A 23889-nucleotide genomic window follows, 5' to 3' on the forward strand; every position below is an offset into this window, starting at 1 on the left:
CCACCGGAGCGCGCCGGTGGCCGGCGTCTGTCGGCTTCGGGACTGGACATGTGCGCAGACTAGCCACGCTTCCCGCCGCACGTCCACGTAATTAACGAGGGCTCCGGAAAACCACGTGTAGCCGTCCCGTAACGCGTCTGGTGTTATCTTCCGGACCGGCAGACCCTAGTCTCCCAGGGGACGGTGCCCGACGATGGCAGTGGGACAACTCCCGGAACGAATAAGGGAGTTCGCACGGTACTTGAACGACCTCCTGGCGCGCCTCGACCAGAGCGCCGGGTGGTGCGGCGTGTTCTGGTCCCGCGACCCCGACGGCATGCGGGCCTGCCTCGACGGCACCGAGGTGCCGCCCTGGGACGTGGTGCAGGCGCTGCTCCACGACCTCGCGGCCGACGTCGGCGTGGGGGTCGCGCAGGCGGAGACCGGCCGCGCCCGGTCGCTGCACGCCGCGTCCGTGGCGGCGCACGACGATCGCCCCGGCGGCCGTGAACTCCTCAGCGACCGGCTCGACATGATGCTCCAGGAGCAGCGGTTCGCGGTCGAGCGGGAACAGGAACTCGCCCGCGCCCTCGCCCTCGCCGCGACGCCCGACGAGGTGGACCGCATCCATCTCGACCTGGCCTGGGTGCGCGACGACCACGAGCGCGCCGCGGCGCGCTGTGGCGAGCTGCGCCGGCGCATGGAGCGGCTCGACCGGGCGCGGGCGCCGCGCTGGGTGGACTTCGGCGGCGCCCCCTCGGACGGCGGGGACTTCGACGTCAGGGAGTTCCCCGCCGACCCGTCCGGCACCGCGGCCGGGCCCCGCGCCGCCGCCGACCGGGGCGCCGCGTACGACGGTCAGGGCGGCGCGTCCGACGACGACCGCGCGCCCTCTTCCGGCTACGACGACGACGGCCGTGCGCTCCCCTCCGGCTACGACGACGGCCGCCGTGCGCCCTCCTCCGGCTACGACGGCGACGACCGTGCGTTCCCCTCCGGCGACGGCGGTGACGCCCGCGCGCTCTCCTCCGGCTACGACTACGACGGTGACGGCCGCGCGGAGGCCTACGACCGTGACGGCCGCGCCGCCGCCTACGGCACGGACGGCCACGACACCGCCTGCGGCCACCCCCAGGGCCCCGAGGACCCCGATCCGCCCCGCAGGGACGCCGAGCGCGCGCCCGGCCAGGACGTGGCCCCGCGGGTTCCCGCGCAGCCCGGCCGCTCCCGGCTCGGGGTGCGGCGGCGCCCGCGCGGCGCCCGGTTCGCGGGCCTCGACGGCGCGGGCGACGACACGGCCGGGCCCGTCGCCGAGCCGACCGCGGCGGCCGCCCCGGGCACCCCGCGCGGCGCCCGCTACGTCCAGGCCGTCGACGCGCCGCCGCGGGCGCACCCGGAGCCGCCGGCCGCCCCGGACGGCGCCGCGGCCGACGAGCGCGCCACCGTCGACGCGGTCAAGGCCCTCATCCGGCTGCGCGGCGAGGGCCGCAGCGGCGAGGCGCACGGCGTGCTCGTGGAGGCGGCCGGGTGGCCCGCCGCGCGGCTGCCGCTGTTCGCCGACGAGCTGCACCACGCGGGCCTCGCGGCCGACTGGGCGACCCTGCTGTGGGAGGCCGCCTCGCTGCCGCCCGACCGCCTCGTGGCCGTCGCCGACGCGCTCGCGGGCGCGGGCCGCGCCGACGACTGCCGCAAACTCCTGCGCCAGGGCGTGGCCCGGCCCGCCCCGGAGATCGCCGAGTCGCTGCTCGCGCTCCTGGACGCGGGGCGCGAACGCGAGGCCCGCGCGCTCCTTGACGCGTATGTGCGCGTGCGCAGCGCCGAGGACGTCGCGGCCTGCGCGCACGCCGACGCGCAGCGGCTCATCCCGCTGCTCCTGGAGATGGCCAAGGGGGTCTCCGACGCGCACCACTGGGACCTCGTGCACGCGCTGCGCGTCGCGGGCTTCACCACCTGAGCCCCGCCCCCGCGGTGTGCGCGGCCGTGCGTCCCGCACCCGCTCGGGTGATCGGTGGCCCGTGAAACAAGATCGACTCCGCCGCGTTGAGGTGATGGTCTTGGCAAGGCCGTCCATGGGGCTTACGTTCGTCTGTCTACGCACCAAGTCTACGGGCGTAGAGGCTCTCTGACGTCCTGTCGAAGGAGCACAGCTCATGGTCAACGTCGTACGCGCCGCACTCGTCCAGGCGACCTGGACCGGCGACACCGAATCCATGATCGCCAAGCATGAGGAGCACGCCCGCGAGGCCGCCAGGCAGGGCGCCAAGGTGATCGGCTTCCAAGAGGTCTTCAACGCCCCGTACTTCTGCCAGGTCCAGGAGAAGGAGCACTACCGCTGGGCGGAGCCGGTGCCCGACGGGCCGACCACGCGCCGGATGCGGGACCTGGCCCGCGAGACCGGCATGGTGATCGTCGTGCCCGTCTTCGAGGTCGAGCAGTCCGGCTTCTACTACAACACCGCGGCCGTGATCGACGCCGACGGCAGCTACCTCGGCAAGTACCGCAAGCACCACATCCCCCAAGTCAAGGGGTTCTGGGAGAAGTTCTACTTCCGTCCGGGCAACCTCGGCTGGCCGGTCTTCGACACCGCCGTCGGCCGCGTCGGCGTCTACATCTGCTACGACCGGCACTTCCCCGAGGGCTGGCGGCAGTTGGGCCTGAACGGCGCCCAGCTCGTCTACAACCCTTCGGCCACCTCGCGCGGCCTGTCCGGCCATCTGTGGCAGCTGGAGCAGCCCGCCGCCGCGGTCGCCAACGAGTACTTCGTCGCCGCGATCAACCGCGTCGGCCGGGAGGAGTACGGCGACAACGACTTCTACGGCACGAGTTACTTCGTGGACCCGCGCGGGCAGTTCGTCGGCGAGACGGCGAGCGACAAGACGGAGGAGCTCCTCGTGCGCGACCTGGACTTCGACCTGATCGACGAGGTCCGCGAGCAGTGGGCGTTCTACCGGGACCGCCGCCCGGACGCGTACGAAGGGCTGGTCACGCCGTGAAGGACCTGCACACCCGGCACAAGGCCGTCCTGCCCGACTGGCTCGCGCTCTACTACGGCGAGCCGATCGAGCTCACCCACGGCGAGGGCCGCTACGTCTGGGACGCCCGGGGGCGGCGCTACCTGGACTTCTTCGGCGGCATCCTCACCACCATGACCGCGCACGCGCTGCCCGAGGTCACCAAGGCCGTCGCCGAGCAGGCGGGCCGCATCATCCACAGCTCGACGCTGTATCTGAACCGCCCGATGGTGGAGCTCGCCGAGCGCGTCGCCGCGCTCTCCGGCATCCCGGACGCGCGCGTGTTCTTCACGACGTCCGGCACGGAGGCGAACGACGCGGCACTGCTGCTCGCCACCGCCCACCGGGGCTCGAACCAGATCCTGGCGATGCGCAACAGCTACCACGGCCGCTCCTTCTCGGCCGTCGGCATCACCGGCAACCGCTCCTGGTCGCCCACCAGCCTCTCCCCGCTCCAGACGCTCTACGTCCACGGGGGCGTGCGCACCCGCGGACCCTACGCGGCCCTGAGCGACGCCGAGTTCACCGAGGCGTGCGTGGCGGACCTCAGGGACATGCTCGGCCAGACCCGTGGCGTCGCCGCGCTGATCGCCGAGCCGATCCAGGGCGTCGGCGGCTTCACCTCGCCGCCCGACGGCCTGTACGCGGCCTTCCGCGAGGTGCTGGAGGAGCACGGCGCCCTGTGGATCGCCGACGAGGTGCAGACCGGCTGGGGCCGCACCGGCGACCACTTCTGGGGCTGGCAGGCGCACGCCCAGTCGGGCCCGCCGGACCTGCTCACCTTCGCCAAGGGCATCGGCAACGGCATGTCGATCGGCGGCGTCGTCGGCCGCGCCGAGGTCATGAACTGCCTGGACGCCAACTCCATCTCCACCTTCGGCGGCTCCCCGGTGACGATGGCCGCGGGCCTGGCCAACCTCACGTACCTGCTCGAACACGACCTCCAAGGCAACGCGCGCCGGGTCGGCGGGCTGCTCATCGAGCGTCTGCGGGCGATCTGCGCGACGCTGCCCGGCGTCCGCGAGGTGCGCGGCCGCGGCCTGATGATCGGCGTCGAGCTGGTCAGGCCCGGTACCGACGAGGCCCACCCGGAAGCGGCCGCCGCCGTCCTCGAAGCGGCCCGCGAGGGCGGCCTCCTCATCGGCAAGGGCGGCGGCCACAGCACCAGCGTGCTGCGGATCGCGCCACCGCTGACCCTCACCGTCGCCGAGGCGGAAGAGGGCGCGGCGATCCTCGAACGGGCCCTCCGGGAGGTCTAGTCCGCGGGCGCGCCCGCGCCCGCCCGCCGCCGACGCCCGTCACCCCCGTACGAAAGGGAGCGCACCACCATGAGCACCCGCACCCTGATCCGCGGCGGACTCGTCGTCACCGCCGCCGAGGAACTCCACGCCGACGTGCTCGTCGAGGACGGCCGGATCGCCGCGCTCGCCGCCCGCGGCACCGAGGCCGCGGCGGCCTGGACCGCGGACCGCGTCATCGACGCGAGCGAGAAGTACGTCATCCCGGGCGGCGTGGACGCCCACACGCACATGGAACTCCCCTTCGGCGGCACCTTCGCGTCGGACTCCTTCGAGACCGGCACCCGCGCCGCCGCCTGGGGCGGCACCACCACCATCGTGGACTTCGCCGTGCAGACCATGGGCCGGTCCCTGCGCTCGGGCCTGGACGCCTGGTACGCGAAGGCCGACGGCAAGTGCGCGATCGACTACGCCTTCCACATGATCCTCTCCGACGTCAACGAGCGGACCCTGAAGGAGATGGACCTCCTCGTGGAGGAGGGCATCACGTCCTTCAAGCTGTTCATGGCCTACCCGGGGGTCTTCTACAGCGACGACGGACAGATCCTGCGCGCCATGCAGCGCTCCGCGGCCAACGGCGGCCTGATCATGATGCACGCCGAGAACGGCATCGCCATCGACGTCCTCGTCGAGCAGGCACTCCAGCGCGGCGAGACCGACCCCCGCTACCACGGCGAGGTCAGGAAGGTCCTCCTGGAGGCCGAGGCGACGCACCGCGCGATCCAGCTCGCCCGGGTCGCGGGCGCCCCCCTGTACGTCGTGCACGTCTCCGCCGAGGAAGCCGTCGCCGAGCTCGTGACCGCTCGCGACAAGGGCCTGCCCGTCTTCGGCGAGACCTGCCCGCAGTATCTGTTCCTGTCCACCGACAACCTCGCCGAGTCCGGCTTCGAAGGCGCCAAGTACGTGTGCTCGACGCCGCTGCGGCCGCGCGAGCACCAGGCCGCGCTCTGGCGCGGCCTGCGCACCAACGACCTCCAGGTGGTGTCCACCGACCACTGCCCCTTCTGCTTCACCGGCCAGAAGGAGCTCGGCCGCGGCGACTTCTCGAAGATCCCGAACGGCCTGCCGGGCGTCGAGAACCGCATGGACCTGCTCCACCAGGCCGTCGTCGACGGGCACATCAGCCGCCGCCGCTGGATCGAGATCGCCTGCGCCACGCCCGCGCGCATGTTCGGCCTCTATCCGAAGAAGGGCACCATCGCGCCCGGCGCGGACGCCGACGTCGTCGTCTACGACCCGGCCGCCACCCAGGTGCTCTCCGCCGAGACCCACCACATGAACGTCGACTACTCGGCGTACGAGGGGAAGCGGATCACCGGCCGCGTCGAGACGGTCCTCTCGCGCGGCGAACCGGTCATCGACCAGCGCACGTTCACCGGGCGCGCCGGGCACGGCGTCTACACGCCCCGCGCGACCTGTCAGTACCTGAACTAGGAGGCACCCGTGGATTTCGGACTCGTCCTGCAGACCGACCCGCCCGCGTCCGAGGTCGTCGGCCTGATGCGGCGTGCCGAACAGAACGGCTTCGGCTACGGCTGGACCTTCGACTCGGCCGTCCTGTGGCAGGAACCCTTCGTGATCTACAGCCAGATCCTGGAGCACACCCAGGAGCTGATCGTCGGCCCCATGGTCACCAACCCGGGCACCCGCACCCCTGAGGTCACCGCCTCCACCTTCGCGACGCTCAACGACATGTTCGGCAACCGCACCGTGTGCGGCATCGGCCGCGGTGACTCCGCGATGCGCGTCGCGGGCCGCAGGCCCCACACGCTCGCCCGGCTCGGCGAGGCGATCGAGGTGATCCGCGACCTCGCCGAGGGCCGCGAGGCCGACGTCGGCGGGCAGGCCCTGCGCATCCCGTGGATCAAGAACGGCAGGCTTCCCGTGTGGATGGCCGCGTACGGCCCGAAGGCGCTCGCGCTCACCGGCGAGAAGGCCGACGGGTTCATCCTCCAGCTCGCCGACCCCTATCTGACGGAGTGGATGGTCAAGGCCGTACGGGACGCGGCCGCGGCCGCCGGACGCGACCCCTCGGCCGTCAAGATCTGCGTGGCCGCGCCCGCGTACGTCAGCGCCGACGTGGCGCACGCGCGCGAGCAGTGCCGCTGGTTCGGCGGCATGGTCGGCAACCACGTCGCCGACCTCGTCGCCAAGTACGGCGAGCACTCCGCGAAGGTCCCCGAGGCCCTCACCGCGTACATCAAGGAGCGCGAGGGCTACGACTACAGCCACCACGGGCGGGCCGGGAACCCCGACACCACTTTCGTGCCCGACGAGATCGTCGACCGCTTCTGTCTGATCGGGCCCGCCGCCGCGCACATCGAGAAGCTGCGCGCCCTCAAGGACCTCGGCGTCGACCAGTTCGCCCTGTACGCCATGCACGACGCCCGCGAGGAGGTCATCGACGCCTACGGCGCCGAGGTCATCCCGGCCCTGAACTGATCCCGCCACGAGCCGCCGTGGGCGCGGCGCCGGGCGTGGCATCATCCCCGGCATGAGCCGCATATCCCCGGGGCGCGCCGCCGCGCTCGGTGCCGTCGCCGTCGCCCTGCTCGTCTCCGGCTGCGGCCGCCAGGACGGGAGCGGCGGGAGCGGCGGGCACGGGCGGGGCGGTGGCCCCGGGGCAGGCGTGCCCTCGCAACCGGTTACCGCCGACTCGCTCGACCCCGATGCCCCGCGCTACGGGGCGGAACCGGCGGAGCGGCCCGCGCAGCCCTCGCGCGACTGCACCGGCAGGACCGGCACCCTGCTCGAACCGGGCCCCGTCGACAGCGCGATGGGCCTGCGGGCCATGACGGTGTGGCTCACCCACTGCGGCACCGGCACCTACCGCCTCGACGGCTACCCGACGCTCCAGGTCCTCGCCGAGGACGGCACCGCCTTCGACGTCCACAGCCTGCGGGGCGCGCAGGCCGTCACCACCGGCGTGGAGGACCCCGGGCCGCACCCCGTGACGCTGCGGCACGGCGAGTCGGCGACCGCGGGGGTGGTGTGGCGCAACACCTACGCCAACACCACCAAGGCCCCTGTCGAGGGAGCCCGCCTCCAGGTGCTGCCGGCCCCCGGAAGGCCCGCGCGGACCATCGCCCCGGACGGCGGGATCGACCTCGGCAGCACGGGCCGCATCGGCACCACGGCCTGGCGGAAGGCGGCGGCCGAGTCCGGCGCGGGGCGGCCTACGGGACCCGCGCCGTCCACTCCGGCGAGCTGAACTTCGTCCGCGCGAGCTCCTGCGCGCGGGCCAGCTCGCCCCCGGTGACCTTGCCCGCCGTCAGGCCGTACCGCCCGCGGAAGGAGTCGACCATCCGCTCGATGACGGCCTCGCGGGGCAGGCCGGTCTGGCGACGCAGCGGGTCCACGCGCTTCTTGGCGCTCTTCGTGCCCTTGTCGGAGAGCTTCTCGCGGCCGATGCGCAGGACGTCGAGCATCTTGTCGGCGTCGATGTCGTAGGCCATGGTCACGTGGTGAAGGACCGCGCCCGGGCCGCCCTCGGGGCCGACCATCCGCTTCTGCGCGGCGCCCGCGATCTTCCCGGCGTCCGTGGCGATGTCGTTCAGCGGCTGGTACCAGGCCTTGACGCCCATGTCGCCGAGCGCGCCGAGCACCCAGTCGTCGAGGTAGGCGTAGCTGTCCTGGAACGACAGGCCCTGCACGAGGGCGTCGGGAACGGACAGCGAGTAGGTGATGGTGTTGCCCGGCTCCACGAACATCGCGCCGCCGCCGGAGATCCGCCGCACCACGTCGATGCCGTGCCGGGCCGCGCCCTCGGGGTCCACCTCGTTGCGCAGCGACTGGAAGCTGCCGATGATCACCGAGGGCGCGCCCCACTCCCACACCCGCAGCGTCGGCGGCCGGCGCCCGGCGGCGACCTCCTCCGTGATGACCTGGTCGAGCGCCATGTGCAGCGCGGGCTGCTGCGGCCCCTCGTGGACGAGCTGCCAGTCGTAGTCCGTCCAGTCCGTGGCATGCGCGAGCGCCCGCCGCACGGCGATCGCCACGCCCTCCGCCGTCAGCCCGTACATGACGGTCCCCGCGGGCAACGCCGCCTCCACCCGCGCGGCGAGCCCGACGGCGTCCGTATCGGCGGGAGCCCCCTCCAACGCGGCGTCGATGGCGAGGATCGCCTCATCGGGCTCAAGAAAGAAGTCCCCGGCCACACGCACGTTCCGCAGCCGGCCGTCCTCGACGTCCAGGTCCACCACGACGAGCTTGCCGCCAGGGACCTTGTACTCGCCGTGCACCGCGATCCTCCTGTTGTCCGCTGCCTTCCGGGCCCCGCCCGGAAAGTCCCCCTACGCTAACTCAGCACCCCTGTGGCGAGAGGCGGGGCGGCGTTAGCCTGCCGGGCATGTTTACGTCGCGGCCTACTCTTCAGGGCACTTTCGGCATGGTGTCCTCCACGCACTGGCTCGCCTCGCAGTCCGCGATGGCTGTTCTCGAGGACGGGGGGAACGCGTATGACGCGGCTGTCGCCGCGGGGTTCGTGCTGCATGTCGTCGAGCCGCATCTGAACGGGCCGGCGGGGGAGGTGCCGATCATCCTGGCGCCCGCGGGCGGGCCCGTGCGGGTGCTGTGCGGGCAGGGCGTCGCGCCCGCGGGGGCGACCGTCGCGCACTACCGGGACGAGCTGGGCCTGGACCTGGTGCCCGGCACCGGGCCGCTGGCCGCGGCCGTACCCGGTGCGTTCGACGCGTGGATGCTGCTCCTGCGCGACCACGGCACGAAGCGCCTCGGAGAGGTCCTGGCGTACGCCATCGGGTACGCGGAGGACGGGCACCCGCCCGTGGAGGGCGTCGGCCGGACCGTCGAGGCGGTGCGGCGGCTGTTCGAGACGGAGTGGCCCTCCTCGGCGGAGGTGTACCTGCCGGGCGGCACCGCGCCCACCCCGGGCGAGCTGTTCCGCAACCCCCGCCTCGCCGTCACCTGGCGGCGCCTGGTCGCCGAGGCCGAGGCGGCGGGCGGCACCGACCGCGTCGCGCAGATCGAGGCCGCCCGCGAGGTGTGGCGCTCCGGCTTCGTCGCCGAGGCCCTGGTGCGCCAGGCCGCGCGCCCCACCCTGGACACCAGCGGCGCGCGGCACACGGGCACCCTCACGGCCGCCGACCTGGCCGGGTGGTCGGCGACGTACGAGGAGCCCGTGACGTACGACTGGCGGGGCTGGACGCTGTGCAAGGCCGGCCCGTGGAGCCAGGGCCCGGCCTTCCTCCAGCAGCTCGCCCTGCTGCCCGACGAACTGCCCGCGTACGGCTCCGCCGACTACGTGCACCTGCTCGTCGAGGGCTGCAAGCTCGCCATGGCGGACCGCGAGGCCTGGTACGGCGACGCCGCCGACGTCCCCCTGGACGCGCTGCTCTCCGCCGCCTACAACGCCGAGCGCCGGGCCCTGATCGGGGCCGAGGCCTCCCACGAGCTGCGGCCCGGGACGCCGGGCGGACGGGAGGCGAAACTGGCCTCCCGCGCGCGGGCGGCCGCCTCCGGCGCGTCCCCGTACGACCCGCAGGGCATCCTGGCGGGCACCGGCGCCGCCGCGGGCGCCGGGGAGCCCACCGTCGCCCAAGACGGCGCGACGCGGGGCGACACCTGCCACCTGGACGTCGTCGACCGCTGGGGCAACATGGTCGCGGCCACGCCGTCCGGCGGCTGGCTCCAGGCCAACCCCGTCGTGCCCGAACTCGGCTTCCCGCTCGGCACCCGGCTCCAGATGGTCTGGCTGGAGGAGGGTCTGCCCAACTCGCTCACCCCGGGCCGCCGCCCCCGCACCACCCTGACACCCTCCCTCGCGCTCAGGGACGGCGTACCGGCCCTGGCCTTCGGCACGCCCGGCGGCGACCAGCAGGACCAGTGGCAGCTGCACTTCTTCCTGGCCGTCGCCCTGCGCGCGACCGTGCGCGGCGGCCTCGACCTCCAGGGCGCCATCGACGCCCCGAACTGGCACAACGACTCTTTCCCCGGCTCCTTCTACCCGCGCGGGATGCGCCCCGGCAGCGTCACCGTCGAGTCCCGCACGGACCCGGCCGTCGTCGAGGAGCTGCGCCTTCGGGGGCACGACGTGACCGTGGGGGAGCCGTGGTCGGAGGGGCGGCTGTGCGCGGTGGCGCGGGACCCGCGCACCGGGGTGCTCTCGGCGGCCGCGAATCCCCGGGGGATGCAGGGGTACGCCGTGGGGCGGTGAGGCCGGACCCCGGGGCCGCCGCCGGTCCGCCGACGGCCGGGCGGTGGCCCGGCGCCGGGCGATTTCATCCTGATTCCACCCTTTGTTCACCCCCTCCGCACGGGATGTCAGTGGCGCGTGCTCTCATGGAGGCATGATCGAAACGCAGGAAATCAAGGAAAGCATCGACGACTTTCTCGCACGTCAGGCCGCCGACGTGGAGCGCGTGATCCGCGCCGCCGCCGCCGCGGAGATCACTCCGCGGTTCCGGCAGCTCGCCGAGGACGAGGTGGTCCAGAAGAGCGGCCCGCACGACCTGGTGACCGTCGCCGACCGCCTGGCGGAGGAGTTCCTCACCCGCGAGCTCACGGCGCTCCTGCCCGGCTCGGTCGTCGTCGGCGAGGAGGCGGTGCACGCCGACCCGTCGACGTACGAGGCGATAGCCGAGGGCGCCCCGGTGTGGATCGTCGATCCCGTCGACGGGACACGCCAGTTCGTCCGCGGCGACGCCGGCTTCTGCACCCTGGTCGCCCTCGCCCTGGACGGCGTGGTCCTGGCCTCCTGGACGTACGCCCCGGCGCTCGACCAGTGCGCGGTGGCCGTCCGCGGCAGGGGCGCGACGCTGAACGGCACGCCGCTGCGCGCCGGGACCCCCGAGCCCGGCCGCCCCCTCACCGTCGCCACCTCCCACCCGGACTTCACGACGGACGACCAGAAGCACGCCCTGCTCGGCGTGTTCACCGACGGCTTCGCGGCCCGCCCGTGCGGCTCCGCGGGCCTGGAGTACCTGGCGGTGGCGCGCGGCGAGCTCGACGCCGTCGCGTTCACCTGGGAGCTGGCCTGGGACCACGCGGCGGGCCTGCTCCTGGTCGAGGAGGCGGGCGGCGCCCACCTCACCCGCGAGGGCGTGCCCTTCGCCATCACCGGGGGCAACGCGCTGCCGTTCACGGCCGCCCGGGACGCGGCCACGGCCCGCCGGGTCGCGGACGCGCTGGTGGCCGGGGCCTGACCGCCGCGCCCTGCCGCCGGGGCCCGCGGCCGGGGTCCCGCCGGTCCTGCGGCATATCCTGTGCGGCACTGGCCACCGGCTGACGAAGGAGTCCGAAGGTGCCGTCGATGCTCGATGCCGTCGTCGTGGGAGCGGGTCCGAACGGTCTGACCGCCGCCGTTGAGCTGGCCCGCCGAGGCCTCTCGGTGGCCGTCTTCGAGGCCAGGAGCACCGTCGGCGGCGGCGCCCGCACCGAGGAGCTCACGCTGCCGGGCTTCCGGCACGACCCCTGCTCGGCCGCGCACCCCCTGGGCATCAACTCCCCGGCGTTCCGCGCCCTGCCCCTGGAGCGGTACGGCCTGCGGTGGCTGCACGCCCCGCTGCCCATGGCCCACCCGTTCCCCGACGGCAGCGCCGCCGTGCTCGCGCGCTCCGTCGCCGAGACGGCGGCCTCCTTCGGCCCCCGCGACGCGGGCACCTACCGGCGCCTGGTCGAGCCCTTCCTGCCGCACTGGGACACCCTGGCGCGGGACTTCATGTCCCTGCCCCTGACCGCCCTGCCGCGCGACCCCGTGCTGCTCGCCCGGTTCGGGCTCCAGGGGCTCCCGCCGTCGACGTGGCTGCTCCGGCGGTTCCGGGACGACCGGGCGCGCGCGCTGTTCGCCGGGCTCGTCGCCCACGTCATCGCGCCCCTCAACGGCTTCGCGACGACCGCCGTCGGCATGGTCTTCGCCCTCGCCGCCCACGCGCGCGGCTGGCCCGTCGCCCGCGGCGGCTCCCAGGCCATCTCCGACGCGCTCGCCGCGTACCTCAAGGACCTCGGCGGCGGCGTCCACACCGACTACGAGGTCAAGCGCCTCGACGACCTGCCGCCCGCGCGCGCCTACGTCTTCGACACCTCACCCACCGCGCTCGCCCGCATCGCCGGACTCGGCCGCTACTACGACGCGTACCGGTACGGCGCCGGTGTCTTCAAGGTCGACTACGCCCTCGACGGCCCCGTGCCCTGGACCGCCGAAGCGCCGCGCCGGGCGGGCACCGTGCAGATCGGGGCCACGAGCCAGGAGATCGGCACCGCGCTGCGGGCCGCCTCGCGCGAGGGCCGGGCCCCGGACACGCCGTTCCTCATCACCGTCCAGCCCGGCGTCGCCGACCCCACCCGCGCCCCCGCGGGCAAGGAGGTCTTCTGGGCGTACGGCCACGTGCCCAACGGCTGGCAAGGCGATCTCACCGACGCCGTCGAGCGGCAGCTGGAGCGCTTCGCGCCCGGCTTCCGCGACCGCGTCCTGGCCCGCGCCACCGCGGGCCCGCCCCAACTCGCCACGCGCAACGCCAACTACGTGGGCGGCGACATCGCCTGCGGCGCCGCCAGCGGGCTGCAACTCCTGCTCCGGCCCCGGCTCACCGCGTTCCCCTACCGCACCCGGCACCCGGCCGTGTTCCTCTGCTCGTCCGCGACACCCCCGGGACCCGGCGTGCACGGCATGTCCGGGCACAACGCCGCGAAGGCCGTCTGGAAGCGGCTCCGGCACCAGGACGCGACCTCATGACCGCCCGCGTCACGCTCGTCCAGGGCGACATCACCGAGCAGCACGCCGACGCCGTCGTGAACGCGGCGAACTCCTCGCTCCTCGGCGGAGGCGGCGTCGACGGCGCCATCCACCGCCGGGGCGGCCCCGAGATCCTCGCCGCCTGCCGCCGCCTGCGCGCCGGCCACTACGGCAAGGGCCTCGCGACCGGCGAGGCGGTCGCCACGACGGCGGGGAAGCTGGCCGCCGCGCACGTCATCCACACCGTCGGCCCCGTCTGGTCGGCGACCGAGGACCGCTCCGCGCTGCTCGCCTCCTGCTACCGCGCGTCCCTGCGGGCCGCCGCCGGACTCGGCGCCCGCACGGTCGCCTTCCCGGCGATCTCGACGGGCGTGTACCGCTGGCCGATGGCGGACGCCGCCCGCATCGCCGTCCACGCGGTACGCGAGGCCCTGGCGGCGCACCCGGAGGTGAGCGAGGTGCGGTTCGTCCTCTTCGACGCAGCGGCGTACCGGGCCTTCGAGGAAGCGCTGGCCGCCGAAGGCTGATGTCGGATTCCCGCCAGCCCCAGGGGCGGCGATCGCCGATCCTTGAGCCATGCCCACCGTGACGCCCAGCGCATCCGAGCCGCGTACGCCCGCCGAGCCGCACCCGGCACCGCAGGCGCGGGACACCCCGGCGACCGCCGCGCCCACCGGGATGCACGGGGACTTCGACCGCTGCGTGCGGGCCGTGCAGTCCAAGGACGACCGGTTCGACGGATGGTTCTTCACCGCCGTCCTGACCACCCGGATCTACTGCCGCCCCAGCTGCCCCGTCGTACCGCCCAAGCCCGAGAACATGACGTTCTACCCGAGCGCCGCCGCCTGCCAGCAGGCCGGGTTCCGCGCCTGCAAGCGGTGCCGCCCCGACAGCAGCCCCGGCTCACCCGAGTGGAACCAGCGCGCCGACCTCGTCGCCCGCGCCATGCGCCTCATCGGCGACGGCGTGGTCGACCGCGACGGCGTGCCAGGACTCGCCGCACGCCTCGGCTACAGCACCCGCCAGGTCGAGCGCCAGCTCCTCGCCGAGCTCGGCGCCGGGCCCCTCGCGCTCGCCCGCGCCCAGCGCGCCCAGACCGCGCGGCTGCTCATCGAGACGACCACGCTGCCCATGGCGCAGATCGCCTTCGCCGCGGGCTTCGCCTCCATCCGCACGTTCAACGACACCGTCCGCGAGGTCTTCGCGCACGCCCCGGGCGAGCTGCGCACCCGCGCCGCCCGCCGCGGCCGCGGCCCCGGCGGACCGCCGCCCGCCGCCCACGGCACGCTCTCGCTGCGGCTGCCGTTCCGGGCCCCGCTCCACCCCGACAACCTCTTCGGCCACCTCATCGCGACCGCCGTACCCGGCGTCGAGGAGTGGCACGAGGGCGCGTACCGCCGCACCCTGCGCCTGCCGTACGGGCACGGCGTCGTCGCGCTCACCCCGCACCCCGACCACATCGGCTGCCGCCTCACCCTCACCGACCCGCGCGACCTGACCCTCGCCATCAGCCGCTGCCGCAGGCTCCTCGACCTGGACGCCGACCCCGTCGCCGTGGACGACCAGCTGCGCGCCGACCCGCTGCTCGCGCCCCTCGTCGACAAGGCGCCGGGGCGGCGCGTGCCGCGCACCGTGGACGAGGCCGAGTTCGCGGTCCGCGCGGTGCTCGGCCAGCAGGTGTCCACGGCCGCGGCCCGCACCCACGCCGCGCGCCTGGTCACCGCGCACGGCGAGCCGGTCGACGACCCCGAGGGCGGCCTCACCCATCTGTTCCCGGCCCCTGCCGCGCTCGCCGCGCTCGACCCCGACTCCCTCGCGCTGCCCCGCAGCCGCCGCGCCACCCTCATGACCCTCGTACGCCATCTCGCCGACGGCACGCTCCGGCTCGGCGTGGAGAACGACTGGGAGCGGGCCCGCGCCCAGCTCACCGCGCTGCCGGGCTTCGGCCCCTGGACCACCGAGGTCATCGCGATGCGGGCGCTCGGCGACCCCGACGCCTTCCTGCCGTCCGACCTCGGAGTCCGCCGCGCCGCCCAGGGCCTCGGGCTGCCGCACACGCCCGCCGCGCTCACCGCCCGCGCGGCGGCCTGGCGCCCCTGGCGGGCGTACGCCGTCCAGTACCTGTGGGCGACGGACGACCACGCCATCAACCACATCCCCGCGCACCCCGGGCGCTGAAGCCCCTACGCGAACCCCTGAGACCCCCGAGACCCCTGAGACCTGGGATTGACCGCCATGCACCGTACGCACACCGTCATCGACAGCCCCTACGGGCCGCTCACCCTCGTCGCCACCGACGGCACCCTCAGCGGCCTGTACATGACCGAGCAGCGCCACCGCCCTGCCGAGGAGACCTTCGGCGACCGCGACCCCGACGGCTTCGACGCGGCGACCGAGCAGCTGACGGCCTACTTCGCGGGCGAGCTGACCCGCTTCGACCTGCCGCTGCGCCTGGACGGCACGCCGTTCCAGCAGTCCGTCTGGCAGCAGCTCCTGAAGATCCCGTACGGGCGGACCCGTACGTACGGGGAGCTCGCCGAAGCCCTGGGCAAGCCCGCCGCGTCCCGCGCCGTCGGCCTGGCCAACGGCAAGAACCCCATCGGCGTCATCGTGCCGTGCCACCGCGTCATCGGCGCGGGCGGCGGCCTGACCGGCTACGGCGGCGGCCTCGACCGCAAGCGGCGGCTCCTGGAGCTGGAGAGCGGGACCGCCCTGTTCTGAGCCGTGGCCTCCGGTGCCTCAGTCCGCACCGGCCCCCGAGTCGGCGAGCTCCGCGATCACCTCGGCGTGGCAGGGCTCCGGCACGCACCAGCACCCAAGGCGGTGCCCCCGCAGCTCGGGCAGCAGCGCGAGCAGGTCGGGGCGGCTGAGGAGATGGTCGCGGTACATGGCCACGACCTCCTCCCGCGTCCCGTCCTTACCGGGCCGGAAGGGGCTGGCCAGGGGAGAGCCCTTCAGGTGCCAGCCGCCCCGGTGCATGGCCCGGCCCACGTAGACCACGTCGGCGTAGTCCGGGTCCTCCCGGTGCCCCTTGAGGTTGACGACGGTCGTACGGCTCACGACGGGGCTCCCTCCGGGCGCGGTGCCGCGAAGACCGCGCAGGTCGTCGTGGCGTGGGCGTGCAGCTTGCCGTCGGCGGAGCTGACGACGCGGGCCTCGGCCGTGGCCGTGGTCCTGCCGACGTGCAGGGCCCTCGCGTCGCAGCGCAGGCGCGGCGAGTCCGCGAACACGGGGCGGACGAAGTTCACGCTGAGCTGGGTCGTGGTGTAGGCCCGGCCCGGCGGCAGCAGGGTCGCGACGGCGCAGCCCAGGGCGGAGTCGAGCAGCGTGGCCAGGACACCCCCGTGCACCGTCCCCATGGGGTTCAGGAGGTGCTCGCCCGGGTCGATCTCGAACACCGCCGTGCCCTCGCCGTAGCCGACCAGGTGGTAGTCGAGGGTCGAGCCCAGGGGCGGCTCCGGCAGTTCCCCGGCGAGGATCCTCCGCAGCAGCTCAGGACCGCTCACGTCCCCCGCCTCGGCCCAGGGCACCGGCGGCTCCCAGGTGTGCGTGCGGACGCGTGGCCCGCGCGGGTCCGGCTGCGCTGTCATCGGCGTGCTCCGTCCTTGGGCCCGGCGCGCGCCGTTCGGCTCGCGCCGCTTCCCTTACGACTCTCCCTGGCTTCGCCGACGGCCGCGCGCCGAGAGCCGGCGCCCGCACGGCCACCCGCCCGGGCCGGCGCCCACCCCGCCCGAATCAGCCGACCCGCCGCCCGCCCTCCAGCTCCACCGCGCCGCCGCCCGCCGCCAGCACGTCCAGCGCGACCCGCAACCGGCGCGCGAGCGGCACCGAGAGGTACGACTCCAGGTCCCCGGGTGCCACCAGGCGCCAGGACAGCAGCTCCTCCTCCTGGATCCGGATGGCCGCGAACCGCTCGTCGGGGAGCACCCCGCCGTCGTACAGGAACGCCACCAGCGGCGGTCGCTCGTCCGTGCCCGGCACCCAGTCGACCACGAGGAGGCCGCCGAGCTCGATGTCCAGGCCGACCTCCTCGGCGGTCTCGCGGCGCGCGCCCTGCCGGGGCGTCTCGCCGTCGGCCGACTCGACCCCGCCGCCCGGAAGTGCCCACTTCTCGCGGTAGTTGGGCTCGACGAGCAGCACGCGGCCCGCCGGGTCGCGGATGACGGCGGCGGCTCCGGCGAGGACGCGCGGCAGGCCCGCGATGTAGGCGGCGTAATCGAGAGTCGTCACGGAGGGAAGGGTAGCCCCGCGCGGCGGGGCCCCGAGGGGCCTTGCCCCCGGCTCCCGGCGCGGTCTCACTCGTCCGATCTGCCCCGGGACCTGGCGATCCGGCGGAGCCTGGGGTGGCGGTCGGCCGACTGTGAGGTCAGGGCGTCGCCGACCATGGCCCGCACCGCGTCCCGCAGGCCGTGCAGCGCGGTGTGCCGTGCGGGCCCCGCCCCCGGGTCCACCCTGAGCTCCTTCAGGAGCGCCCAGCACAGCGCCAGCATGACGACGACGAACGGCAGGGCCACCAGGATGGTCGCGCTCTGCAGGGACTTGAGGCCGCCCGCGACGAGCAGCACGGCGGCCACCGCCGACATCAGTGCCCCCCAGGTGACGACGAGCCAGGTGGGCGGGTGCAGCGAGCCGCGGCTGCTGAGCGAGCCCATCACGAGCGAGGCGGAGTCGGCGCTGGTGATGAAGTACGTCATGACGAGGACCATCGCCACCCACGAGGTGACCGTGGTCAGCGGCAGACCGTCCAGCATGGCGAACAGGGACGCCTCGGCGCCCTCCTTGGCCTTGGCCGCCATGTCCACCGCCCCGGTCGTGTCGAGCCGGATGCCGGTGCCGCCCATCACGCAGAACCACACGACGGTCGCCCCGCTCGGCACGAGCAGCACGCCGATGAGGAACTCCCGGATCGTCCGGCCGCGGGAGATGCGCGCGATGAACGTGCCGACGAACGGCGCCCAGGACAGCCACCACGCCCAGTAGAAGATCGTCCACGCGCCGAGCCAGGTGCTGTCGGTGAAGGCGCCGGTGCGCGTGGCCATCGGCAGGAGCTGGTGCAGGAAGCCGCCGACGCTCGCCGGGATCGCGTCCAGGATGAACACCGTCGGGCCGAGCACGAAGACGAACAGCATCAGGAGGGCGGCGAGCCCGAGGTTGAGCGTGCTGAGCCACTTCACGCCGCGGTGCACCCCGGAGAAGGCGGACAGCACGAAGGCCGCGCCGAGCGAGGCGATGATGATCAGCTGGAGGGTGGTGCTGTCCTCGGCGCCCGCGGTCAGATGCAGCCCCGTGGAGACCTGGAGCGCGCCCACGCCGAGGCTCGTGGCGGTGCCGAAGACGGTCGCGAAGACGGCGAGCAGATCGATGATCCGGCCGGGCCAGCCCGCCGCCCGCGCCTCGCCGATCAGCGGCACGAAGACCGAACTGAGCCGGTTCCCGCGGCCCTTGCGGAAGCCCGCGTACGCGAGCGCGAGGCCGGCGATGCCGTAGATCGCCCACGGCGTCAGGGTCCAGTGGAAGAAGGAGTACTCGAACGCGACCCGGGCGGCGCCCCCGGTGCGCGCCTCGACACCGGAGGCGGGCGGCGGGTCGAGGTAGTGCGTGAGCGGCTCCCCGACGCCGTAGAACATCAGGCCGATGCCCATGCCCGCGCTGAACATCATCGCGATCCAGGCGAGGCTCGTGAACTCCGGCTCGGAGTCGTCGGCGCCCAGCCGGATCCGGCCGAAGCGGCCGAACGCCAGCAGCACGCACAGGACCAGGAAGACATCGGCCGCGATCACGAAGAGCCAGGCGAAGTTGTCCAGGACCCAGGAGAGGGCGGAGCCGGTCGTGTTCTCGAAGGACGTCTTGCCGATCGCCGCCCAGGCGACGACGCCGAGGACGACGAGGGCGCCGATGCCGACGACGCTGAAGTCGGGGGAGCCGTCGGGGGCGGAGCCGGGCGGGGAAGGCGGGTCCGGCGGGCCGCCGGAGGTTCCGTCGGGGAGCGGCTGATCGATCACTTCCGTGCTCATGACGCCCCACTATGGAGCGGTATGCTCCGCTTTTTTCGGCTGACGCGCCGTCCTTGCGCCCAGCTGACCATGGGCAGGGGGCCCTTCCTGCGGTTATGGTCGCAGCGGCGCGACTGCCTTGCCGCGAGCAAGGCCGGAAGCAAGGGGAACGCAAGGTGGCGGACGCAGGGACGACAGCTCACGACGGGGGCCGTGGGACGGGGCGCGGTCACGGCCGCGGGCATGTGCTGATCGCCGCGGACAAGTTCAAGGGGTCGCTCACGGCCGTCGAGGTCGCGCAGCGCGTGTCGGCGGGCCTGCGCCGCGTCGTGCCGGACCTGTCGGTGCGCGCCCTTCCCGTGGCGGACGGCGGCGACGGCACGGTCGACGCGGCCGTCGCGGCCGGGTTCGAGCGCCGCGAGGCCCGGGTCACCGGGCCGCTCGGCGAGGGGGTCACGGCGGCGTACGCGCTGCGTGACGGCACGGCGGTCGTGGAGATGGCCGAGGCGTCGGGCCTGCAGCGCCTGCCCGAGGGCGTCTTCGCGCCGCTCACCGCGTCGACGTACGGCACGGGCGAGCTGATCCGCGCCGCCCTGGACGCGGGCGCGCGCACCGTCGTCTTCGGGGTCGGCGGCAGCGCCACCACGGACGGCGGCGCGGGCATGCTGGCCGCGCTCGGCGGCCGGTTCCTGGACGCGGCCGGGCAGCCGGTCGCCCCGGGCGGCGGGCCGCTGCGCGACCTGGAGAGCGCCGATCTGTCCGGGCTCGACCCGCGCCTGAAGGACACCGAGATCGTCCTCGCCAGCGACGTCGACAATCCGCTGACGGGCCCCAAGGGTGCCCCCGCGGTGTACGGCCCGCAGAAGGGGGCGTCCCCCGAGGACGTGGCGGCGCTCGACACCGCGCTCGCGCACTTCGCGCGGGTGCTCGCCCGCTCCGCGGGGCCGCGCGCCCTGGAGCACGCCGAGGCGCCCGGCGCGGGGGCCGCGGGCGGCATCGGCTTCGGCGCCCTCGTCGGGCTCGGCGCGTCCTTCCGGCCCGGCATCGAGGTCATGCTGGACGTCCTGGGCTTCGCGCCCGCCCTGGCCGGGGCGCAGCTCGTCATCACCGGTGAGGGCTCCCTGGACGAGCAGACCCTGCACGGCAAGGCACCCGCAGGGGTCGCCGCCGCGGCCCGCGCGGCCGGGGTCGAGGTCATCGCCGTCTGCGGGCGCCTGGCCCTGCCGCCGACCTCCCTCGGCACGGCGGGCATCCGCCGCGCGTACGCCCTGACGGACATCGAGCCGGACGTCGCCCGTTGCGTGGCCGAGGCGGGCCCGCTCCTGGAGCGCCTGGCGGAGGGCATCGCCCGGGACTATCTGCGCTGACCGTCCCGGAGCCCCGGCCGGGCCCGTGCGGGCCGCACGGCCTCGCGCGGGCCGCACGGGTTCGCGCGGGCAGCAAAAAGCCGGATGGGCCCGAACCACGAGGTTCAGGCCCACCCGGCTCGGGTCGGTCGCGGGAGGCTACGGCAGCTGTGCCGCTCGCGCCTCACGCCGGTTGTCCCGGAAGTTGTTCACCCGGCGAGCCGTGGCGAAGAGCGGGATCACGGCCCCGAGCACCAGCTGGAGCGCGCAGCCCGTCTGCAGCAGCAGCTGCCCGCCCGGCGCGTCGAAGGCCCACGCCGCGAGCAGCCCCATCGCGGAGACGATCCACGCCAGCATGGCCACCGCCAGGGGACCGCGCGGCTTCGGGTACTCGACGCGGCTGACCATCAGCCACGCCGTACCGATGATCGCCAGGAGCGTGGCCACGAAGGGCAGCTCCAGGAGCACGATCGAGACGACCGTCAGCGCCCCGAAGGGCGAGGGCATCCCCTGGAACACTCCGTCACGGAGCGTCACGCACGAGAATCTCGCAAGCCGCAGCACCACCGCCAGGAGCACCACGATCGCGCCCACCGCCGCGACCCGCTGGTGCGCGTCGTCGGCGACCATCCCGTACACGAGCACGAAGTACGCGGGCGCGAGCCCGAAGCTGATCAGGTCCGAGAGGTTGTCCAGCTCCGCGCCCATCGGCGAGGACCGCAGCTTGCGCGCGACGAGGCCGTCGAACAGGTCGAAGACCGCGGCGCAGAGCATCAGGATCACGGCCGTGGCCGCGCTGTGCCGGGCCATGCCCGACTCGTCACTGCCCGTGAGGTGCGGGATGAGGATGCCGGTGGTCGTGAAGTAGACCGCCATGAACCCGCACGTGGCGTTGCCGAGCGTGAGGGTGTCCGCTATTGACAGGCGCAGCGACAGCGGCATGTCCTCGTCGGCGTCGTCCACCGCGTCGACGGCCTCGGGCACCCAGCCGCCCGTCTGCGCCTCTGGATCAGTCACGGTCAATGCGAGTCACCCCAGCCACGGTCTTCTGACCGACCTCGACATCCACCTCGACGCCCTCGGGCAGATAGATGTCGACGCGCGAGCCGAAGCGGATCAGCCCGATCCGCTCACCCTGCTCCACCTTCGTGCCCTGCGGCACGTACGGCACGATGCGCCGGGCCACCGCGCCCGCGATCTGGATCATCTCGATGTCGCCGAGCTCGGTGTCGAAGTGCCAGACAACGCGCTCGTTGTTCTCGCTCTCCTTGTTGAACGCCGGGACGAAACCGCCGGGGATGTGCTCGACGGACGTCACCGTGCCGGCCAGGGGCGCGCGGTTGACGTGCACGTTGAGCGGGCTCATGAAGATCGCGACGCGGGTGCGCCCGTCCTTCCACGGCATGATGCTCTGCACGACGCCGTCGGCCGGGGAGATCACCCTGCCCTGGGTGATCTCGCGCTCGGGGTCGCGGAAGAACCACAGCATGCCCGCGGCGAGTGCGGTGGTCGGTACGGCGAGGGCCGCGGCGCCCTTGGACCGGCGGGACCGGGCCAGGCTGAGTGCCGCGGTGGCGACGGTCGGCAGGAGCCACGGCGATGCTCCGCGCGCGAGGCGTACACCAGCCAGGCTGTCGCGAGGTGCAGAGGTTTGGCTGTGGGGCATGGATGACCTTCGTAGCGGATGATGCCGCACTGCATACGGGGGGACGGCGGCTTTCCCGGGATCGTATCGGTTGCGAGCCACAACTGGGCAAGCCAGGAAGCCGAGTCGGCCGCCCGCGCGTGCTGACTGGGTGTGATCTTCTTCTCGATTAGATCTCGAAGAAACCGCCCCAAACCGGGCATTCAGCCCTGAAGTCGATACTCTTCGAGGAGTCGTCGGCCAATGATCATTTTCTGGATCTCGGCGGTTCCTTCACCGATCAGCAGCATGGGCGCCTCTCGGTACAGGCGCTCGATCTCGTACTCCTTCGAGAAGCCGTAACCGCCGTGGATCCGGAACGCGTCCTCCACGACTTCCTTGCAGTATTCGGACGCCAGGTACTTCGCCATCCCTGCTTCGAGGTCGTTTCGCTCCCCGGAGTCCTTTTTGCGTGCTGCGTTTACCATCATCGCATGGGCGGCCTCGACCTTGGTAGCCATCTCCGCGAGCTTGAACTGAATTGCCTGGTGCTGCGCGATCGGCTTGCCGAAAGTGTGCCGTTGCTGGGCATAGGAGACACCGAGTTCGAAGGCACGCTGAGCGACGCCGCAACCACGCGCCGCCACATTCACACGGCCGACCTCGACGCCGTCCATCATTTGGTAAAACCCCCGGCCGGTGGTCCCGCCGAGCACGCGATTGGCTGGAATGCGCAGGTCATCCATGACCAGCTCGGTGGTATCGACGCCTTTGTAGCCCATCTTGTCGATCTTGCCCGGGATGGTCAGGCCGGGGCGCACCTCACCGAACCCCGGCTCCTTCTCCACCAGGAAGGTCGTCATCGACTTGTGCGGGGCCGTGCCCTCGGGGTGGCCTTCGTCACTTCTGACGAGCACGGCCACGAGCGTTGACGTACCGCCGTTCGTCAACCACATCTTCTGACCGTTCAGGACGTACTCGTCGCCGTCCTTGACCGCCTTCGACGTGATCGCCGACACGTCCGAGCCCAGCGCCGGCTCCGACATGGAGAACGCCCCGCGGACCTCGCCGAGCGCCATCCGCGGCAGGAAGTACTCCTTCTGCTCCCGCGTGCCGTGCTGCTTGAGCATGTACGCCACGATGAAGTGGGTGTTGATGATGCCGGACACCGACATCCAGCCGCGCGCTATCTCCTCCACGCACAGCGCGTACGTCAGGAGCGACTCGCCCAGGCCGCCGTACTCCTCGGGAATCATCAGGCCGAACAGGCCCAACTCCTTGAGCCCGTCCACGATCCGCTGCGGATACTCGTCGCGGTGCTCGAGGTCCGTCGCGACCGGGATGATCTCTTTGTCGACGAAGTCACGGACGGTGGACAGGATTTCCCGCTGGACATCCGTGAGGCCCGCGGTCTGGGCGAGTCGGGACATGGCTACTTCTCCTGGCTCTTCGGCTCCGGGCGGCCGGGCTGCTCGCCGCCGCGCTCCTTGATGTACGTCTCGGTCGGCACCATCACCTTGCGGCGGAACACGCACACCAGGGTGCCGTCCTGCTTGTAGCCCTTGGTCTCCACGTGGACGATGCCGCGGTCCGACTTCGACTTCGACGGCGTCTTGTCGAGGACCGTCGTCTCGCCGTAGATCGTGTCGCCGTGGAAGGTCGGCGCCACGTGCTTGAGCGACTCGACCTCCAGGTTCGCGATCGCCTTGCCCGACACGTCCGGCACGGACATGCCGAGCAGCAGCGAGTAGACGTAGTTGCCCACGACGACGTTCTTCCCGAAGTCCGTCGTCCTCTCCGCGTAGTTGCTGTCCAGGTGCAGCGGGTGGTGGTTCATGGTGAGCAGACAGAACAGGTGGTCGTCGTACTCGGTGACCGTCTTGCCGGGCCAGTGCTTGTAGACGGCGCCGACTTCGAACTCTTCGTAGGTACGGCCGAACTGCATGTCC

The 23889-nt window shown here is 73.3% G+C and carries 22 protein-coding genes; 13 read left to right on the forward strand and 9 right to left on the reverse strand.

Translation table 11 applies throughout. From position 1 onward, the window contains the following. Positions 1–241 precede the first annotated feature (241 nt). From C9F11_RS32170 to C9F11_RS32195, 6 genes are all read left to right on the forward strand, one after another. The gene (locus tag C9F11_RS32170; RefSeq protein WP_346347395.1) at positions 242–1933 is read left to right on the forward strand and encodes a hypothetical protein; all 1692 of its coding nucleotides are present in this window, start codon (positions 242–244) and stop codon (positions 1931–1933) included. Between the two features lie 196 nt (positions 1934–2129). Then, the gene (locus tag C9F11_RS32175) at positions 2130–2972 is read left to right on the forward strand and encodes a nitrilase-related carbon-nitrogen hydrolase (protein ID WP_138962552.1); all 843 of its coding nucleotides are present in this window, start codon (positions 2130–2132) and stop codon (positions 2970–2972) included. Continuing rightward, positions 2969–4249: an aspartate aminotransferase family protein gene (locus C9F11_RS32180; RefSeq protein WP_138962553.1), complete on the forward strand. Its 1281-nt coding sequence runs from the start codon at positions 2969–2971 to the stop codon at positions 4247–4249. The genes C9F11_RS32175 and C9F11_RS32180 overlap by 4 nt, the downstream gene beginning before the upstream one ends. A 69-nt stretch (positions 4250–4318) precedes the next feature. Then, positions 4319–5722, forward strand: a complete 1404-nt coding sequence (gene hydA / locus C9F11_RS32185) for a dihydropyrimidinase (RefSeq protein ID WP_138962554.1) — start codon at positions 4319–4321, stop codon at positions 5720–5722. Between the two features lie 9 nt (positions 5723–5731). Next, positions 5732–6730 (forward strand): TIGR03842 family LLM class F420-dependent oxidoreductase, encoded by a 999-nt coding sequence (locus C9F11_RS32190; protein WP_138962555.1) that lies wholly within the window; start codon positions 5732–5734, stop codon positions 6728–6730. Between the two features lie 52 nt (positions 6731–6782). After that, a complete protein-coding gene (locus tag C9F11_RS32195) occupies positions 6783–7499 on the forward strand; it encodes a DUF4232 domain-containing protein (RefSeq protein WP_138962556.1) in 717 nt (238 codons plus the stop codon). Here C9F11_RS32195 and C9F11_RS32200 read toward each other — a convergent pair. Next, a complete protein-coding gene (locus tag C9F11_RS32200) occupies positions 7465–8529 on the reverse strand; it encodes a lipoate--protein ligase family protein (protein ID WP_138962557.1) in 1065 nt (354 codons plus the stop codon). The genes C9F11_RS32195 and C9F11_RS32200 overlap by 35 nt on opposite strands. Before the next feature lie 107 nt (positions 8530–8636). On the opposite strand from C9F11_RS32200, the gene C9F11_RS32205 reads away from it, so the two are divergent. From C9F11_RS32205 to C9F11_RS32230, 6 genes are all read left to right on the forward strand, one after another. Further along, positions 8637–10460, forward strand: a complete 1824-nt coding sequence (locus tag C9F11_RS32205; RefSeq protein ID WP_138962558.1) for a gamma-glutamyltransferase — start codon at positions 8637–8639, stop codon at positions 10458–10460. Between the two features lie 133 nt (positions 10461–10593). Then, positions 10594–11448, forward strand: a complete 855-nt coding sequence (locus C9F11_RS32210; protein WP_138962559.1) for an inositol monophosphatase family protein — start codon at positions 10594–10596, stop codon at positions 11446–11448. A 107-nt stretch (positions 11449–11555) separates the two neighbouring features. Beyond that, the gene (locus tag C9F11_RS32215) at positions 11556–12977 is read left to right on the forward strand and encodes an NAD(P)/FAD-dependent oxidoreductase (RefSeq protein ID WP_138962560.1); all 1422 of its coding nucleotides are present in this window, start codon (positions 11556–11558) and stop codon (positions 12975–12977) included. Then, positions 12974–13504, forward strand: a complete 531-nt coding sequence (locus tag C9F11_RS32220) for an O-acetyl-ADP-ribose deacetylase (protein WP_138962561.1) — start codon at positions 12974–12976, stop codon at positions 13502–13504. Before C9F11_RS32215 ends, C9F11_RS32220 begins: the two co-directional genes overlap by 4 nt. A gap of 151 nt (positions 13505–13655) precedes the next feature. Continuing rightward, on the forward strand, positions 13656–15155 hold the full coding sequence (locus tag C9F11_RS32225; protein ID WP_138967250.1) for an AlkA N-terminal domain-containing protein: 1500 nt from the start codon (positions 13656–13658) through the stop codon (positions 15153–15155). 57 nt (positions 15156–15212) lie between these two features. After that, positions 15213–15698, forward strand: coding sequence for a methylated-DNA--[protein]-cysteine S-methyltransferase (locus tag C9F11_RS32230; RefSeq protein ID WP_138962562.1), 486 nt, complete (start codon positions 15213–15215; stop codon positions 15696–15698). 18 nt (positions 15699–15716) lie between these two features. On the opposite strand, the gene C9F11_RS32235 is transcribed toward C9F11_RS32230, so the two are convergent. The 4 genes from C9F11_RS32235 to C9F11_RS32250 form a co-directional block, all read right to left on the reverse strand. Then, on the reverse strand, positions 15717–16037 hold the full coding sequence (locus C9F11_RS32235; RefSeq protein WP_138962563.1) for a DUF4326 domain-containing protein: 321 nt from the start codon (positions 16035–16037) through the stop codon (positions 15717–15719). After that, entirely contained in the window at positions 16034–16567 is a 534-nt protein-coding gene (locus C9F11_RS32240; protein WP_138962564.1) for a PaaI family thioesterase, read from the reverse strand. The genes C9F11_RS32235 and C9F11_RS32240 overlap by 4 nt, the downstream gene beginning before the upstream one ends. Before the next feature lie 145 nt (positions 16568–16712). Beyond that, positions 16713–17207 carry an NUDIX hydrolase gene (locus tag C9F11_RS32245; RefSeq protein ID WP_138962565.1) on the reverse strand — a complete coding sequence of 165 codons (495 nt, stop codon included), beginning with the start codon at positions 17205–17207 and terminating at the stop codon, positions 16713–16715. A 65-nt stretch (positions 17208–17272) separates the two neighbouring features. Beyond that, on the reverse strand, positions 17273–18991 hold the full coding sequence (locus C9F11_RS32250; protein ID WP_138962566.1) for a BCCT family transporter: 1719 nt from the start codon (positions 18989–18991) through the stop codon (positions 17273–17275). 224 nt (positions 18992–19215) lie between these two features. On the opposite strand from C9F11_RS32250, the gene C9F11_RS32255 reads away from it, so the two are divergent. Then, entirely contained in the window at positions 19216–20337 is a 1122-nt protein-coding gene (locus C9F11_RS32255) for a glycerate kinase (RefSeq protein WP_249402251.1), read from the forward strand. Between the two features lie 138 nt (positions 20338–20475). Here the strand turns inward: C9F11_RS32255 and pssA are convergent, their stop codons facing one another. The 4 genes from pssA to C9F11_RS32275 form a co-directional block, all read right to left on the reverse strand. Continuing rightward, positions 20476–21339 (reverse strand): CDP-diacylglycerol--serine O-phosphatidyltransferase, encoded by an 864-nt coding sequence (gene pssA, locus C9F11_RS32260; protein WP_138962568.1) that lies wholly within the window; start codon positions 21337–21339, stop codon positions 20476–20478. Next, positions 21326–21982 carry a phosphatidylserine decarboxylase gene (locus C9F11_RS32265; RefSeq protein ID WP_138962569.1) on the reverse strand — a complete coding sequence of 219 codons (657 nt, stop codon included), beginning with the start codon at positions 21980–21982 and terminating at the stop codon, positions 21326–21328. The genes pssA and C9F11_RS32265 overlap by 14 nt, the downstream gene beginning before the upstream one ends. A 182-nt stretch (positions 21983–22164) precedes the next feature. Then, the gene (locus C9F11_RS32270) at positions 22165–23370 is read right to left on the reverse strand and encodes an acyl-CoA dehydrogenase family protein (protein WP_138962570.1); all 1206 of its coding nucleotides are present in this window, start codon (positions 23368–23370) and stop codon (positions 22165–22167) included. Positions 23371–23372: 2 nt separating this feature from the next. Then, positions 23373–23885 (reverse strand): MaoC family dehydratase, encoded by a 513-nt coding sequence (locus C9F11_RS32275; RefSeq protein ID WP_138962571.1) that lies wholly within the window; start codon positions 23883–23885, stop codon positions 23373–23375. Positions 23886–23889 lie beyond the last annotated feature (4 nt).

This window comes from Streptomyces sp. YIM 121038, from assembly GCF_006088715.1.
Lineage (GTDB): Bacteria > Actinomycetota > Actinomycetes > Streptomycetales > Streptomycetaceae > Streptomyces.